The organism is Mesorhizobium sp. WSM4821 (genome assembly GCF_055901555.1).
On the sequence record NZ_CM148371.1, the window covers coordinates 6,860,439 to 6,876,545 of the forward strand.

Below are 16,107 nucleotides of genomic sequence, written 5' to 3' on the forward strand. Positions count from 1 at the left end.
GCGCGGGGACCACCATCATGAATATAGCCGACCAGACTTTCCCTGCCGTCGACAGTGCCAATGAGGATCGCGCCCAGGCGATCCGCGACCAATTGCGCGACGCGATCGTCGATCGTCGGCTGGCGCCCGGAACCAAGCTGTCCGAAGGCGAGGTCGGCACTTTGTTCGATGTCAGCCGCACCGTGGCCCGCGCGGCGCTGCAGATGCTTTCCTTCGAGGGATTGGTGCGGACCGAGCGCAATCGCGGCGCCTTCGTCGCCAACCCGTCGCCGGAGGAAGCACGCCAGGTCTTTGCTTCGCGCCGGCTCATCGAGCCCGGCATCGCGATTGCCGCGGCCGAACGCATGACGCCGGCGCATGTCGTGGCGTTCAAGTCGCAGCTCGACGAAGAAGGCCGCTTCATTGCCGAACGCGGACCGAGCGCAAGGCGGTCGGAAATCAAGGCTTCGGGCGATTTTCACCTGCTTCTGGCGTCGGTCGCGGGAAACGTCATCCTCCAGCGCTTCATGGAGGAACTGGTCGCGCGTTCGTCACTGGTGATCGCGCTCTATGGCCGCTCCGGTGTCTCGAGCTGCGGCCATAGCGAGCATATGAACATCCTGGAAGCGCTTGAGAGCGGCAACGCAGAACGGGCGAGCGCGCTGATGCTGCACCATATCGACCATATCGAGGCCGACCTTGATCTGCGGGTCAGGAGTGGCCCGGCACTCCGGCAGGCCCTCGAACTCTGAGGGCCTGCCGATCGGCGGGGCGTGTAGACTGAGCCCTCAAAGCCGCTCGGCTCGGATCTTCAGGATCTGGTACAGCATGTACCGAATGCGCCGCAGCCACATCGACCATTTCTGGCTCATCTGCTTTCCAGTTCTGTTTGCCGACAGCGAGCCGGTTGCTTCATGCGCAAGAGGTGCCACTCAGAAGGCCTGTGCAGCCATGACCATACCAACCAGCGAGGTGGCGATGCCTGCGGTGCGGACCGTCGTCGGCCAACGGGCCAGTTTGAGGACGGACACTACGCCGATCGCGTGCAGCATCGATGTGCCGAGCACGAAACCGGCGGCGTAAGTAACGCCGCTGGCGCCGTCGGGGATCTCAAGGCCGTGGGCGTTGCCATGGAAGAGGCCGAACAGGGCCGTCACTGTCGCGACGGCGGCAAGCGGCAAAGGCCTGGCAAGGCCGACCAAGGCGCCGAAGACCACAAGCGACAGCGCGATGCCGGTTTCAAGGGAAGGCAGGCCGATGCCGGCCGCGCCGAGCAAGGCCCCGGTGACCATTGCCGAGACAAAGAGCAGCGGCGCAAGGACAGTACTGCGTCTGCCGGCGCGGGCGCCAATCATGCCGACCGCGACCATGGCGAGCAGATGATCCACGCCGAAGAGCGGATGTTCGAGGCCGGCGAAAAAACCGTGGACGTGAGGGCCGCCGCCATGGGCAAACGCCAGCGACGGCGCGAGGGCGGCGAGAGCTGAAAGGCTGCCAAGTCTTGCTAGTGTTTTCATGCTTGCGAGTGTTTTCATGGTTGTACCTGTTCGATCAGAATGACGGGTTCGGTGTCTGGTTTCAGTGGCCGGGAACTGCGAACTGCGAAGCGGCGGAACGGTCCGCAAGACCGCGCGCCGCGGCGAAGCCGAGAGGCCTTTGCTCACTGCCATCGTGATAGATGAAGGCGAGGCGGCGGCGGTGCGATGTCAGGCGCGCCGGCAACGGGTGATAGGCAACGCCGGTGCCGCCGACGAGCGGCATGACCGCGCCAACGTCGACCAGATCCTCGGTCTCGACGCGAAGCAGATGGAGCCGCACGCCGTCCGCCGTCTCGCCGACAAAGGGTATGCCGGCCAGCCGCAGAAAGCTGGACGGGTCCGGCGCCCGCGCAAAGCCTTCGAGAAAGGCGGTTTCGACAAGATCGAGGTCGACCGATGCGGGATCGGCCGGCGGCTGGTTAGCCTGGTCGGGCGACAGATGCGGCGTCTGCCATTGCAGCGGTTTGCCCGCGGGTCCGTTATGGCCGAGCGGATGATGGCCGTGATGACCGTCCGGCCCATGATGATGGTGGCCATGGTCGTGACTGTGGTGATGATGATCGTCGTGCATGGTCAAAAGCTCACCGGCTTGTCGATGATGGATTTATGCTTGCCGAGATTGCCGTGGGCGACCATCGAGCCGAGCGCCTCGACGACGACGCGCACGCCGAACAGCGCCGTGATGTCCGACGTGTCGTAGGGCGGCGAGACCTCGACCACCTCCAGTCCGCAAATGCCGGGCGCCGTCACCAGCCCAAGCAGCTTGAGCGCCTCGCGCGGCAAAAAGCCGCCCGGCTCCGGCCAGCCCGTGCCGGGCACGAAACCGCAATCGAGGCTGTCGACGTCGAAGGAGATGTAGACGGCGTCAGTGTCTTTCCAGGCGAGTTCGAGCGCGATTTCCGCCGCCTTCTCGAGACCCATCTGCTCGATGTCGGCAATGGTGAGCACATTGGTGCCGCGCTTCCTCGCCTCGGCGACGCCGTAGCGGGGAACCTGCCAGCCGCCGATGCCGAGTTGCACGAGATTGGTCGCCGAGACATTCGGCAGGTTGGTCGCCCAATACCAGGGCGTGGTGTGCATGCGCTCGTCGAGATCCTTTTCCTGGATGTCGATATGGCGGTCGAAATGGATGATGCCGATGCGCTTGGAGGTGACGTCGGCGATGCCGCGCACGCAAGGGAAGCCGATCGAGTGGTCGCCGCCCAGCATGATCGGCAGCGCGCCGGACGAGGCGACATGGCTGACGCCCTTGGTGATCTGGTCGAAGCTCTTTTCGAGGTTGGCGGGAATGGTGAAGACGTCGCCGGCGTCGCACAGCGTCATCTGTTCGCGCAGGTCGACGCCGAGTTCGTAGTTGTACGGCGTGTAGAGCGCCGAGATGCGGCGGATGCCCTGCGGCCCGAAACGGGTTCCTGGCCTATAGGTGGTGCCGCTGTCGAAGGGGATGCCGATGACGGCGGCATCATATTTGCCGACATCGCGGACATTCTCGACATAGGGCGCCTTGAGAAAGGTGTTGATGCCGGCGAAATGCGGCAGCTCACCACGCGCGAATGTCGGGATCGACTTGTCGACGATCGACTCCGACCCCGGCAGGCCCATGTCGAGCGCCCATTGCTGCTCCTTGCGCCAGCCGCTTTCCGGCAGCTTCCCCTCGGCCTCGATCGACTTCCAGCCCTGCGTGCCGCGGGCGTCGAAATCGGGGTGGTGGAAGCGTTCCCTGGCCTCCCGGGCGAAGAGCCCGGCACGGCGGTGGCTGCGTTCGGGGATATTTCTGGACATTCAAGCTCTCCGTTGCGACGCCGTCGTCGCGATCGCGCTATCCGGCCGGGCCGTCCCGACCATCGCGGCCACCTTGGCCACGTCCTGGGGGGAAGCCCGGTTCTTGCGGTCGAGCTTCAAATCGTAGGTGATCGTCGCGCCGTAAGCGGACGGGAACTGCGGGTCGTGGCGTACCTTGTCGAAGACCAGCACGCGGGTGGCGAGCTTGAAGGCCTCGCCGATGTCGTGGGTGACCATCACCACCGTCATGCCGTGCTCGGTCCAGAGCTCGGTCAGCAGCTCATGCATCTCGACGCGGATGCCGGGATCGAGCGCACCGAACGGCTCGTCTAGAAGCAAGATCCGCGGCCGGCCGAGCAAGGTCTGCGCAATCGCCAGCCGCTGCTGCATGCCGCCCGAGAGCGAGGCGGGATAGAGGTCGCGCGCAGGGGCAAGGCCAACCCGTTCCAGCATGGCTTTGGCCTCTTGCCTGGCGTTTCTGCGCCTGGCGCCGAAAACGCGGCCAAACGGCCCGCCCGAGCGAAAATCTTCGACCAGCAGCAGGTTCTGAATGGCGGTCAGATGCGGAAACACCGAATAGCGCTGGAAGACGATGCCGCGCTGCGGCGTCGGTTCGGGTACGATCGGGCCGTCGCCGACGATGACGACGCCACTGCTCTGCTGCTCCTGGCCGAGCAGGATGCGCAGGAACGTCGATTTTCCGCAGCCGCTGGCGCCGACCAGCGACAGGAATTCGCCGGCCTCGGCGATGACATTGACCCGCTCGAGCACACGGGCATCGCCGTAGCTCTTTTCCAGCCCATGAACGACGATGCGGCTCATCTTGCCTCCACCGGATGCGCCCAGGGAGACACCGACTGGGAAAGCCGCACCAGCAGCCAGTCGGTGATGACGGCAAGCAGCGTGATCCAGGCGACATAGGGAAGGATGACGTCCATCGACAGATAGCGGCGGACGAGGAAGATGCGGTAACCCAGCCCCTCGGTCGAGGCGATGGCTTCGGCAGCGATCAGGAAAAGCCAGGCAGGCCCGAGCGCCAGCCGCACGCAGGTGATGAGGCGCGGCATGACTTGCGGCAGCACCAGTCGCAAGATCATGGTCCAGCTGTTGCCGCCAAGCGTCTGCGCCTTGGCCACCAGTTCGGACGGCAATTCCATCACCCGGTTGGCAATGTCGCGCACCATCACCGGCGCGACGCCGATGGCGATCAGCGTGATCTTGGCCGTTTCGCCAAGCCCGAGCGCGATGAACAGTATCGGCAGCAGCGCCAATGGTGGAATGACGCAGACAACGGTGACGAAGGGCAGCAGGAAGGCCCGCGTCCGCGGAATGAAGCCGATGGCGATGCCAATCGAAAGTGCTGCGAGCGTGGCTACGCCCACGCCCGCGAACAGCCTGAGGAGACTGGCATAGGTGTCGACCCACAGTATGAGGTCGCCGGAGCGCTTGTCCGGTACCGTGGCAAGGTCGAGAAAGGCCGACCACATCTGTACCGGCGAAGGCAACAGCTTGTCGCTGGGATTGACCGCCAATCTTTGCGCCGAAGCGATCAGATAGGCGATCGCCACGAACAAGAACGGCAAGCCTCCGAGAAACAAGGCGCCGCCTCGCGAAATCTTCGCATTGATCATGCGAAGACGCACCTTCGGCCTTGGCGGGGAAGGGCGCGCGCCCTCCCCGCCTGCCTCGGAGGCTGCATTCATGGCGCTCATCCCCTTGACCAGCATATCGCGCCTGCGTCAGGGCGTTGCGGTTGCAGCCTCGGCCATGAAGGCTGGATCGAAGCGCAGCTTGATATTCTTGGCGTCGCCCAGCGTGGAACCGTCGGGAAAGCTCATGCCGACGACGTCGACACTCACCGCATTGGTACCGAGGATGCCGTGGCTGAACAGGAAGTTACGAACGAGATCCATCGTCTTCGGCAATTCGGCGCCGATCGTGAACTCGACCGCCTTGGCGGGGTCGAAGAACATAGCTGTCGAGGCGAGCTGCGCGTCGAAGCCGGCAAGATCCGTACCGGACGCCTTGGCCATTTCCTCCTTGGCTGCCTTGCCTTCCGGCGTGTCCGAGGTCATCAGGTCCATCGCCTCGTACCACGCGCCGACAAGCGCCTTGCCCAATGCCGGATTGTCCTTCAGCGTCTCGGTGTTGACGACCATCATGTCGATGATCTCGCCGGGAATCTGCGAGGAGTCGAACACCTTGTGCGCACCCGGCATGGCGACGATCTCGGAAACCAGCGGGTTCCAGGTGACGACCGAGGTGACGTCGCTGGTGCCGTAGGCGGCGACCATGTCGGCATCGGAGGTGTTGACGACTGTGATGTCCTTCTCGGCAAGCTTGACCGTATCCAGCGCCCGCGCCAGCAGGTAATGCGAAACGGAGAGTTCGACGAGGTTGACCCTCTGGCCGGCAATGTCGGCGAGCGCGGCCTTGTCCTTGAGGATCACGGCATCGTTGCCGTTGGAGAAGTCGCCGATGATCACGGCGGTGGTGTCGACGCCGCCGCCTGCGGGGATCGACAGCGCGTCCATGTTGGTCATCGAACAGCCGTCGAAGCCGCCGGCGGTGTACTGGTTGATGCTCTCGACATAGTCGTTGATGCGGGTGATCTCGACATTAATGCCGTATTTGTCGGCCCATTTCTTCATGATGCCGCTGTCGGCAAGATATCCCCACGGCATCCAGCCGACATAGATCGACCAGCATATCTTGAAGTCTTTCTTGGGCGCCGCTCCGGCGGCGGAAACCATGGGAAGGCTGAGTGTTGCGGCTAGGATGATTGCGGCCAGCTTGCGAAGCATTGCGTACCCCTGTTCGCGATCCGGATTGCGTCCGGACTTTTGTTGGGGTTCACGAGCGCGCATCCGGGAGAGGTTCGCGCCAGCAAACCCGTGCAGGGTTCTCCCGGGATTTTGGCCCGCCGTGTTCCGCCGGATGCCTCAGTGCATCCCTGGCGGTCGCATCTCTTGGACCAGCACCGCTCTGTCGCGGCCGGAACCCTAGACGCTCTGCACGCCATCAACTAAGCAAGGAGCATGCCAAAGTCGAATTATGCCAGATACCCGGCATTCTTTGGCCAGCGCGGCTTCCAGCACTCGCGAGAGTGACGCGAAAATCATCGCATCGCCGACGAATTGGGCAGTCTGCCCTTGTGGAATTGTCTGCCACCCGCCAGCACGACAAGGCCTGTCGAGATTGCTAGGAAGACATCCCGATCTGATCCGCCGTCGGTTTCATCGGGTCAACAGCTGCAAAGACGGCGCTCGCCTCGCTGACGATGGAGACGTGATCCTTGGCTGCTTTTCCCGCTGCAGCGCTGTCGCCGCGCATGATCGCGGTAACGATGACGTCGTGCTCCTGCCAGGATTTGGCGAGACGGCCCGGAAGCATGAATTGCGCGCGCCGGAACGGCGCCAGCCGGCTGCGCGTCATGACGGTCAGTTCATAGATGTGCTTGCTGTGCGCGCCCCGATAGAGCCTGGTGTGGAACTCCGTGTTGAAATACTCGTAGTCCTCCTCCGCTGCCATCTGCACAAGACGCGCCGATGCCTGATGCTCGATCTCGAGCGTGCGGCGCTCGCCGGCGGTCATGCGCTCTGCTGAAAACCGCGCGCAGATCGCTTCAAGCTCCGCCATGCTCTCGAACATCGAGGCGAGATGCTCCTGTGTGACCACGGCGACGGTGGCGCCGCGGTTGGGCCGCCTTTCGACCAACCCCATGGCGCTGAGACGGCCGAGCGCCTCCCTGACTGGGGTGCGTGATACATCGAAGCGGGCTGCGAGCGAGGCCTCGTCGAGCTTTTCGCCAGGGCGCAGGAAGCCGGTGACGATCCGGTCGCCGATCGCCCTCACCATCTGATCGACGGTCGTACCCGACCTGATCAAGCTGCGCTTCCTCGACAATTCTCCTCCGTCAAGTCTGTTCGCTGCTTTGCGGCAAGCCGCCCGCCGGCCAGTTCGACTCGAGCGCGCCCCCTCTATGCCTTTATTTTAATCTACCTGTCAAACTGGCTATTTTCAAGGCAAAAAGTGTATGCAATTGCCTTTAGCTTGAGCACGACGGACTAGCATGCCAACTGATTTTATTAAGTAAATTTTGGTTTTTAAACTGGCACGCCAATTGCATGCACTTTTACGAGAAGGGAAGTAATCGACCCGGAAAAGGGTCCAACAGGGAGCATTCACATGACCGAAAGATTCATGCTTAGCCGCCGCGATCTGCTCAAGACCTCCGCCGCCGGAGCGGCGCTTGGTCTGGCCTCGGCGTCATTTCCGATCAGCAGGGCGTTCGCCGCTGCCGCTACCGTCGGCTTCATCTATGTCGGGCCCAAGGACGACTACGGCTACAACCAGGCGCATGCCGAGGGTGCCGCCACATTGAAGGCGATCGAGGGCATCTCCGTCGTCGAGGAGGAGAACGTCCCCGAGACGGTCGATGTCCAGAAGACGATGGAATCGATGATCAACCTCGACGGCGCCTCGCTGATCTTCCCGACCTCGTTCGGCTATTTCGATCCGCACATGCTGGCCATGTGCGCGAAGTTCCCCGACGTGCAGTTCCGCCATTGCGGCGGCATGTGGAACAAGGACAAGCATCCGATCAACGCCGGTTCCTATTTCGGCTATATCGGCATGGGCCAGTATCTCAACGGCGTCGCCGCCGGCCACGCCACCAAGACCAAGAAGCTCGGGTTCGTCGCCGCAAAACCCATTCCGCAGGTCCTGCTCAACATCAACTCCTTTCTGCTCGGCGCACGCTCGGTCGACCCGGCAATCACCTGCCAGGTGATCTTCACCGGCGAATGGTCGCTGGCGGTCAAGGAGGCGGAAGCCACCAATGCGCTGGTCGATCAAGGCGCCGACGTCATCACCTGTCATGTCGACAGCCCGAAGGTCGTGGTCGAAACGGCGGCGGGACGCGGCGCCTTCATCTGTGGCTACCATGCCAATCAGAGCCCGCTGGCGCCCGAGAAGTATCTGACCGGCGCCGAGTGGAACTGGGCGAAAGTCTACAAGATGTTTGTCGACGACCTCCTGGCCGGCAAGCCGTTGCCCAATTTCACGCGCGGCGGCCTGGCCGACGGCTTCGTCAAGATGAGCCCGCTCGGCCCCGCCGTCAGCGAGGCGGCGCGCACGCAGTTCGACGGCACGCTTGCCGAAATGATGAAGGGCGGCTTTTCGGTGATCAAGGGGCCGTTGAAGAACAACAAGGGCGATGTCGTCGCAACCGAGAGCCAGACCTTCGTCGAGACCGCGATCGAGTTGGAGAGCATGGACTATCTCGTCGAGGGTGTCGTCGGGTCGACCAGCTGAAAATGGAGCGGAGACGGGGCCATGGCAGACGCGGTGAGCAGTGCGGGCGTACCGGCGATGCTCGGCGCCAAGGGCTATCCGACGGCGCTCGAATGGCTCGCCCGGCGGGCGGAAGCCTTCGTCATCCCGGTCGCGGCGATGATCGTCGGCATGGCCATGTTCAGCCTGTTCATCTTGGCTGTCGGCAAGTCTCCGGTCCAGCTCTATGAAACGATGTGGCGCGGCGGCTTCGGTTCGTGGTTCTCGATCCAGAACTCGCTGTCGCGGGCCGCACCCTTGCTGCTCGCGGCGCTCTGCGTGGCGCTGCCGGCTCGGCTCGGCCTCGTCGTCATCGGCGGCGAAGGCGCAATCGTGCTGGGCGGCGTTGCCGCAGCCGCAACCGGCGTGGCCACCAGCGGCGCCCCCTCCTTTTTCGTTATTCTTGCCATGGGCGTGGCGGGCATGGCCGCCGGCGGCATCTGGATCGGTGCCGCCGGCGCGCTCCGCCACTACCGCGCCGTCAACGAAACAATCTCCAGTCTGCTTATGGCCTATATCGCCATCGCCCTGATGAACCATCTGGTGGAAGGACCGCTGCGCGATCCCGCCTCACTCAACAAACCGTCGACGGAGCCGCTGGCGGAGGCCTACCGCATCGGCAACATTCCGGGCATGGACGTGCATTGGGGGCTCGTCGCCGGTGTCATCGCCTGCATCCTTTCCTGGCTGCTGATCGAAAAGACCCGCTGGGGTTTCGCCGCCCGCATCGCCGGCGGCAATGTCAGGGCGGCCCAGGTGCAGGGACTTGCTGTCGGGCCGCTGATCGTCGGTTTCACAGCACTGGCCGGAGGCTTCGCCGGCCTTGCCGGCATGCTGGAAGTCGCCGCCGTGCAAGGCAGCGCCAATGCCTCGCTCGCCGCCGGCTACGGGTATACCGGTATCCTGGTTGCTTTTCTTGGGCGCCACAATCCGCTCGCCATCATTCCGGTCGCCTTCCTGCTTGGTGGCATCGACGCCTCCGGAGGCCTGATCCAACGTCGCATGGATCTGCCTGACGCCACCGTGCTGGTGCTGCAAGGCATGCTCTTCATCGTCATCCTGTTTAGCGAAACCTTCTACGGCCGCTTCAAGGCCTTCAATCCCGACCTCTGGCAGAGGCCCGATCTCTTGAAGGGGCCCGATCTGTTGAAGGGAACTGCCTGATGGACGCAACCGAGATCGGCCTCTGGGGCGTTCCGCTCGCCATGCTGGGCGGCGCCATCCGCGTTTCGACGCCCTTCATCTTCGTCTCGCTGGGCGAAGCCATCACCGAACGTTCGGGGCGCATCAATCTCGGCCTCGAAGGCACGCTGGTCTTCGGCGCGATGACCGCCTATGCCGTGGCGGTGACGACCGGCTCGCCATGGCTCGGTCTGCTGGCTGCAGCAGCTGCCGGTCTTTGTTTCGGCCTGTTCCACGGCTGGATCTGCAAATTCCGTGGGGTTAACGACATCGCCGTCGGCATTGCGCTGATGCTGTTCGGCTCGGGTCTCGCCTTCTTCTTCGGCAAACCGTTCATCCAGCCTTCGGCGCCCGACCTGCCGGCCATCCCCATTGGCGGCTGGTCCGATATTCCGCAGGTGCAGGCGGCGCTCAACGTCAACGTCCTGTTCCTGATCGGCGCGGCGCTTGCCGCGTTCCTGTGGTGGGCTTTCCGCAACACCCGCGCTGGCCTGATCGTGCGCGTGGTCGGCGACAGTTCCGACGCCGCGCGCGCCATGGGCCTCAACCCCAACACGGTGCGCCTCCTCGCCACCGGCACCGGCGGCGCGCTGGCCGGCATCGGCGGCGCCTACCTGTCGCTCTATTATCCCGGCAGCTGGAGCGAAGGCATTTCGTCAGGCCAGGGACTGATGGCGGTGGCGCTGGTCATCTTCGCGCGCTGGAACCCGCTCGGCTGCTTTGCCGCGGCGCTGTTGTTCGGCGGGGCCGGCGCGCTGGGGCCGGCACTGCAATCGGTCGGCGTCACGCAAGGCTATTACCTGTTCTACGCCGCACCCTACATTCTCACCCTTTTCATCATGATCGCCACCTCGTCGCCGAGCCGTTCGCTGGCCGGCGCGCCGGGCGAACTGTCGATCACCAAATGACATTTCCAGACTGGAGTTTTGCTCAATGAACGCCAGAGCCGAGGTCACGCAGCGCTACATCGACGCCGATCCTTATCCATGGCCCTACAATGGCGAGCTTCGGCCCGACAACACGGCGCTGATCATCATCGACATGCAGACCGATTTCTGCGGTCCGGGCGGCTATGTCGACCATATGGGCTACGACCTTTCGTTGGTGCGGGCGCCGATTGAGCCGATCAAATCGGTGCTGTCGGCCATGCGGGCGAAAGGCTACACCATCATCCACACGCGCGAGGGCCACCGGCCCGATCTCGCCGACCTGCCGGCCAACAAGCGCTGGCGCTCGCGCCGTATCAACGCCGGCATCGGTGACCCCGGACCTTGCGGACGCATCCTGGTGCGCGGCGAGCCCGGCTGGGATATCATCCCCGACCTCTATCCGGCCGAAGGCGAGCCGATCATCGACAAGCCAGGCAAGGGCTCTTTCTGCGCCACCGACCTGGAGCTGATCCTCAACCAGCGCGGCATCGAAAACATCGTGCTCACCGGTATCACCACGGACGTCTGCGTGCATACGACGATGCGCGAGGCCAATGACCGCGGCTTCGAATGCGTGATGCTGGAGGATTGTTGCGGGGCGACCGACTACGGCAACCATCTGGCTGCGATCAAGATGATCAAGATGCAGGGCGGCGTGTTCGGTGCGGTATCGAACTCGGCGTCCTTCGTCGCCCAATTGCCATGAGGTTCGACCATGAGTGACCGCAAAAAGGCAGTCGGCGTCGAGACGATCGGCATGACGATGCGCTTCGGCGCCTTCACCGCGCTGGACGGCGTGTCAATCAAGGTGCCCGCAGGATCGTTCCATGCGCTGCTCGGCGAAAACGGCGCCGGCAAGTCGACACTGGTCAAATGCATGATGGGTTTTTATCATCCGACCTCCGGCGACATTCTGGTCAACGGGCATGAGGTCGGGATCGCCAGTCCGAAGGATGCCTCGGCGCTCGGCCTCGGCATGGTCTACCAGCATTTTACCCTTGTCCCGTCGCTGACGGGTGCGGAAAACCTGGTCATTTCCCGCGAGGAGGTGCCGGGGATTATCGACTGGCGCAAGGAGCGCGCCGCACTTGCCCAATTCATGGAGCGGATGCCGTTCAAGCTGCCGCTCGACGTCAAGGTGGCCGAGCTCGCCGCCGGCGAGAAACAGAAGCTCGAAATCATCAAGCAGCTTTATCTCGGCCGCAGTTTCCTGGTGCTGGACGAGCCGACTTCCGTGCTGACCCCCGGCGAGGCGCAGGAAGTGCTCGGACTCGTCCGCGGCATGACCAAGGCGGGCGACCTCACCGTGCTGATGATCTCGCATAAATTCCACGAGGTGACGGCTTTCGCCGACGACATCACGGTGCTGCGCAAGGGCAGACTGACAGGAACGGGGAAAGTGTCGGAGCTGTCTCACAAGCAGATGGCGGCGATGATGATCGGCGACCAGCCGATTGCCGCGCTCGACTCACGCTCTCCAGTGCCGGTCGATGCCAGGCAGGTTCTGACGGTGAAGTCGCTGAAGGCGCCCGACCGAACCGGCCTGAAGACAATCAATATCGGCGCGCTCGATGTGAAGTCTGGAGAGATCGTCGGTGTCGCCGGTATTTCCGGCAACGGCCAGAAGGAATTTCTCGAGGTCCTTGCCGGGCAGCGCACGCGTGATGCCGGCGACGTTCTGGTGAAGGGGTCGCCCTATGGCGCCAGCCGCGCCGAGGCACGCACGCTCAATGTGCGTTTCATCCCGGAAGAACCGTTGCGCAATGCCTGCGCGCCGAGGATGACGGTTGCGGAAAACATGGCATTCCGGACCTTCGACCTGAACGAGGCCGGCAAGCCGATCAACTGGATCAATATGAGTTCCATCAGGGACTACGCGACCCGTCTGGTCGAGCAGTTCAAGGTCAAGACGGCCTCGCTCGCCTCGCCGATTTCATCGCTGTCCGGAGGCAATGTGCAGCGCGCCGTACTCGCCCGCGAATTGACCGGCGAGGTCGATCTTCTCATCGTATCCAATCCCTGCTTTGGCCTCGATTTCTCCGCCGTAGCCGAAATCCGCGCCCGCATCATGAGGGCGCGCAATGCGGGCGCGGCGGTGCTGCTGATGTCGGAAGATCTCGACGAGCTGCTTGAACTTTCCGACCGCATCTTGGTGATGTCCGACGGCGCGCTGGTTTATGAAACGCCGATCGCGCAGGCGAGCGTGCAGACGATCGGTGAACATATGGCGGGTCATCACTGATGGCCGCGATCGACGCACTGCCGTTTCCGTTTGCCTTCAGGCCAGGGACGATGGCACTGGTCGTCATCGACATGCAGCGCGACTTCGCCGAGCCTGGCGGCTTCGGCGCCAGCCTCGGCAACGATGTCAGCCGGGTGGTGGCGATCGTGCCGACGGTGAAAAGGCTGATCGAGGGATTCCGCGCCGCCGGCCTGCCGGTGATCCACACGATGGAGTGCCACAGACCCGACCTTTCGGATCTGCCGCCGGCCAAGCGCAATCGCGGCAATCCGTCGATCAAAATCGGCGATGTCGGTCCAATGGGTCGTGTGCTGATCGTCGGCGAGCCGGGAACAGCGATCCTCACCGAACTGGCCCCGCTGCCTGGCGAGATCGTCATCGAAAAACCCGGCAAGGGCGCGTTTTACGCCACCAGCTTCGGCGAGGACCTGAAGCGGCTCGGCGTTCAGCAGCTCATCTTTGCAGGGGTCACCACGGAAGTCTGCGTTCAGACGACCATGCGCGAGGCCAATGACCGCGGCTATGAATGCCTGCTGGCCGAGGATGCGACGGAAAGCTACTTTCCGGAGTTCAAGGCGGCCGCGCTGGCCATGATCAGGGCGCAGGGCGCGATCGTCGGCTGGACGGCGATGACGGACCAAGTGCTCAAAGGAATTGCCGATGCCTAACATTGCATACCCGGCTCTCATCGGAGGGGGTTGGCGTGATCTGGCATTCGAGCACTTTCGCGAAGGCATCACTGCGCATTGGCTGCTCAAGGGCGGACCGGTCGAGCCGTCGGTCGCGATCCTGAATTATCGACCCGGCGCCGGCGTGCCGCGCCACCGCCATGTCGGGCTCGAAACCATCGTGGTGCTGGAAGGCATACAGAGTGACGAAAATGGCGACTATACTGCCGGCAGCGTGATCCTGAACCCAGTCGGGACCGAACATTCGGTGTGGACGAAAGACGGTTGCATCGTGCTGATCCAGTGGAATCTGCCGGTGGTCATTCTGGACGAGGCCAAATGAGCGACATCCGCTTTGACATCGGGAGCCTGCATGCAGCCTATGCCTCCGGCACATCGGCAGCGACCGTCATTGAAACCGTGCTCCAGCGCATAGCGGAAGCGGACGATCCCGGCATCTTCATCCATCTGGCGAGCAAGACGGAGCTGCTCGCCGGAGCCGAGGCACTCGGCGCATTCGATCCCGAGGCAAGGCCGCTCTGGGGCGTGCCGTTCGCGGTCAAGGACAACATCGATGTTGCCGGCATGCCGACCACGGCCGCCTGCGCGGAATACGCCTACTTGCCGGCGAAAGACGCCACCGTCGTCGCGCGTCTGAGGGCGGCCGGCGCGCTGGTCGTCGGCAAGACCAATCTCGACCAGTTCGCCACCGGCCTCGTCGGCGTGCGCACGCCCTATCCGATCCCGAGAAACGCGATCGATCCGGGACTGGTGCCGGGCGGCTCTTCCTCCGGCTCGGCCGTGTCTACGGCGCGCGGCATCGTTTCCTTCGCGCTCGGTACCGATACTGCCGGATCCGGCCGCATTCCCGCCGGCCTCAACAACATCGTCGGGCTGAAGCCGACTGTCGGCGCGCTGTCGGCCGCCGGCGTCGTGCCGGCCTGCCGCACACTCGATTGCGTCTCTATCTTCGCGCTCACCGTCGATGACGCCTACGCGGTCTTCAGGGCCGCAGCGGCGAAGGACGACGCCGATCCCTATTCGCGCTCTATCGCGCCACCATCCCTTGGCCGGCGTCCGCCTGTGCTGACTGTCGGCGTTCCGGCAAAAGCGGACCGGGAATTTTTTGGCGACACCGCCATGCAGGCGGGATTCGAAACCGCGCTGCGGACGCTGGAACAACTCGGCTGCCGGTTGGTCGAAATTCCCTTCGGCGATTTCTACGCCACCGCCAACCTGCTTTACGAAGGAGCATGGGTGGCCGAGCGCTATGCGGCGATCGCGGATTTCATGGAAGCGAACGAAGCGATCATGCATCCGGTGACGCGCACAATCATCGGCGGGGCGCGAAAGCTTTCCGCGGCGGATGCTTTCAATGGGCTGTATGCGCTGCAGGCCTACAAGGCCAGGCTGGCGCCGGTCATCGCCTCGGTCGACCTTTTCTGTGTGCCGACCGCCCCGACACATTATTCGCTGGAGGCGGTCCTGGCCGATCCGATCGCCACCAACAGCCGGCTCGGTACCTACACCAATTTCGTCAATCTGCTCGATATGTGCGGCATCGCCGTACCGACGGGAAAGCGCGACGACGGCTTGCCGATGAGCGTTACTTGCCTCGCCGCCGCCGGCAAGGACGCCCTGACGGCGGCATTCGCCAGCGAGCTCCATGCTGTCAGCGGTCTCGGCCTTGGCGCGACCGGCTGGGCAATGCCGGCCTGCGCCGCCAAGAGCCCTGACTTCGACGACGACATGATCGAGCTCGTGGTCGTCGGCGCGCATTTGTCGGGAATGCCGCTCAACGGCCAGCTCTGCGCGCTCGGCGCGCAGTTGAGCAGGGTCGCCAAGACGGTCCCCTCCTATCAGCTTTATGCGCTGGCCGGTCAATCTGTGCCGAAGCCGGGGCTCGTGCGTGTTGCCGATGGCAGAGGGGCGGCGGTCGATGTCGAGGTTTGGCGGCTTTCTGCGGACGCGTTCGGACGATTTGTGGCCGCGATCCCGCCGCCGCTCGGCATAGGCACGATCGAGCTCGATGACGGAACATCGGCCAAGGGCTTCCTGGTCGAAACCGCCGGGTTGTCGCAGGCGATCGACATTTCAGCCTATGGCGGCTGGCGCAGCTTCATCGCAAAAGCCGGCGGGGAATGGCAACGTGCCGCTCCAATGTGATGCGAATTTCGCATTCGCCACACTGGTGCTGCCTCGCGCAACCCTGTCCCGTCCGCGTCTGCAAGGCGCTGATCAAGGGCCAGCTGTCGCGCCGTGACTTCGACGGCGCGGCGGAGGATTTTGTGCGCTACGAACTGACACTGCATGCGGCCGGAAAGGCAGCACCCGTTGCAGACATACGTGCCCTGGTCGAGCCCTATCTCGTACGGCACACGCGGTGAAGCTCCTGAACGCTGATGCCATCAGGGCGACGAAACAAGAACGGCCGGCGAACGACGAACTGTTCA

Annotated in this window: 17 protein-coding genes and 1 riboswitch; of the genes, 10 read left to right on the forward strand and 7 right to left on the reverse strand. The window is 63.6% G+C overall.

Going from position 1 to position 16,107, the window contains the following annotated elements; genetic code table 11:
- The first annotated feature begins 17 nt into the window (after positions 1-17).
- Positions 18-731, forward strand: coding sequence for a GntR family transcriptional regulator (locus AC0NID_RS33450; RefSeq protein ID WP_473456520.1), 714 nt, complete (start codon positions 18-20; stop codon positions 729-731).
- Positions 732-911: 180 nt separating this feature from the next.
- Here AC0NID_RS33450 and AC0NID_RS33455 read toward each other — a convergent pair whose 3' ends face one another.
- The 7 genes from AC0NID_RS33455 to AC0NID_RS33485 all read right to left on the reverse strand — a co-directional run bounded on the left by AC0NID_RS33455 (position 912) and on the right by AC0NID_RS33485 (position 7,187).
- Positions 912-1,496 carry a HupE/UreJ family protein gene (locus AC0NID_RS33455; protein ID WP_473456519.1) on the reverse strand — a complete coding sequence of 195 codons (585 nt, stop codon included), beginning with the start codon at positions 1,494-1,496 and terminating at the stop codon, positions 912-914.
- A gap of 61 nt (positions 1,497-1,557) precedes the next feature.
- A complete protein-coding gene (locus tag AC0NID_RS33460; RefSeq protein WP_473456518.1) occupies positions 1,558-2,088 on the reverse strand; it encodes a hypothetical protein in 531 nt (176 codons plus the stop codon).
- Between the two features lie 2 nt (positions 2,089-2,090).
- Positions 2,091-3,299, reverse strand: coding sequence for an agmatinase family protein (locus AC0NID_RS33465; protein ID WP_473456517.1), 1,209 nt, complete (start codon positions 3,297-3,299; stop codon positions 2,091-2,093).
- Positions 3,300-4,121, reverse strand: a complete 822-nt coding sequence (locus AC0NID_RS33470; RefSeq protein WP_473456516.1) for an ATP-binding cassette domain-containing protein — start codon at positions 4,119-4,121, stop codon at positions 3,300-3,302. It abuts the gene before it with no gap.
- Positions 4,118-4,930, reverse strand: coding sequence for an ABC transporter permease (locus tag AC0NID_RS33475; RefSeq protein ID WP_473456514.1), 813 nt, complete (start codon positions 4,928-4,930; stop codon positions 4,118-4,120). Before AC0NID_RS33475 ends, AC0NID_RS33470 begins: the two co-directional genes overlap by 4 nt.
- 108 nt (positions 4,931-5,038) lie before the next feature.
- Positions 5,039-6,103, reverse strand: a complete 1,065-nt coding sequence (locus tag AC0NID_RS33480; protein ID WP_473456513.1) for a putative urea ABC transporter substrate-binding protein — start codon at positions 6,101-6,103, stop codon at positions 5,039-5,041.
- Positions 6,104-6,201: 98 nt separating this feature from the next.
- A riboswitch (guanidine-I (ykkC/yxkD leader) is annotated at positions 6,202-6,316 on the reverse strand.
- A 184-nt stretch (positions 6,317-6,500) separates the two neighbouring features.
- Positions 6,501-7,187 carry a GntR family transcriptional regulator gene (locus tag AC0NID_RS33485; RefSeq protein WP_473456512.1) on the reverse strand — a complete coding sequence of 229 codons (687 nt, stop codon included), beginning with the start codon at positions 7,185-7,187 and terminating at the stop codon, positions 6,501-6,503.
- A gap of 300 nt (positions 7,188-7,487) precedes the next feature.
- Between AC0NID_RS33485 and AC0NID_RS33490 the strand changes: the two genes are divergently transcribed.
- From AC0NID_RS33490 to AC0NID_RS33530, 9 genes are read left to right on the forward strand one after another with little or no spacing between them, the layout of a single operon-like run.
- Positions 7,488-8,615, forward strand: coding sequence for a BMP family ABC transporter substrate-binding protein (locus AC0NID_RS33490; RefSeq protein WP_473456510.1), 1,128 nt, complete (start codon positions 7,488-7,490; stop codon positions 8,613-8,615).
- A gap of 57 nt (positions 8,616-8,672) precedes the next feature.
- Positions 8,673-9,797, forward strand: a complete 1,125-nt coding sequence (locus AC0NID_RS33495) for an ABC transporter permease (protein WP_473456622.1) — start codon at positions 8,673-8,675, stop codon at positions 9,795-9,797.
- Positions 9,797-10,723 carry an ABC transporter permease gene (locus AC0NID_RS33500; protein WP_473456509.1) on the forward strand — a complete coding sequence of 309 codons (927 nt, stop codon included), beginning with the start codon at positions 9,797-9,799 and terminating at the stop codon, positions 10,721-10,723. The genes AC0NID_RS33495 and AC0NID_RS33500 overlap by 1 nt, the downstream gene beginning before the upstream one ends.
- Positions 10,724-10,748: 25 nt before the next feature.
- Positions 10,749-11,450: a biuret amidohydrolase gene (gene biuH / locus AC0NID_RS33505; RefSeq protein ID WP_128286417.1), complete on the forward strand. Its 702-nt coding sequence runs from the start codon at positions 10,749-10,751 to the stop codon at positions 11,448-11,450.
- A 9-nt stretch (positions 11,451-11,459) separates the two neighbouring features.
- On the forward strand, positions 11,460-12,986 hold the full coding sequence (locus AC0NID_RS33510; RefSeq protein WP_473456508.1) for an ABC transporter ATP-binding protein: 1,527 nt from the start codon (positions 11,460-11,462) through the stop codon (positions 12,984-12,986).
- Complete coding sequence (locus tag AC0NID_RS33515; RefSeq protein WP_473456507.1) at positions 12,986-13,654, forward strand: cysteine hydrolase family protein; 669 nt, start codon at positions 12,986-12,988, stop codon at positions 13,652-13,654. The genes AC0NID_RS33510 and AC0NID_RS33515 overlap by 1 nt, the downstream gene beginning before the upstream one ends.
- A complete protein-coding gene (locus tag AC0NID_RS33520; protein WP_473456506.1) occupies positions 13,647-13,997 on the forward strand; it encodes a cupin domain-containing protein in 351 nt (116 codons plus the stop codon). The genes AC0NID_RS33515 and AC0NID_RS33520 overlap by 8 nt, the downstream gene beginning before the upstream one ends.
- Positions 13,994-15,820 (forward strand): allophanate hydrolase, encoded by a 1,827-nt coding sequence (gene atzF / locus AC0NID_RS33525; protein WP_473456505.1) that lies wholly within the window; start codon positions 13,994-13,996, stop codon positions 15,818-15,820. The genes AC0NID_RS33520 and atzF overlap by 4 nt, the downstream gene beginning before the upstream one ends.
- Entirely contained in the window at positions 15,820-16,041 is a 222-nt protein-coding gene (locus AC0NID_RS33530) for a hypothetical protein (RefSeq protein ID WP_473456504.1), read from the forward strand. Before atzF ends, AC0NID_RS33530 begins: the two co-directional genes overlap by 1 nt.
- Positions 16,042-16,107: the final 66 nt, after the last annotated feature.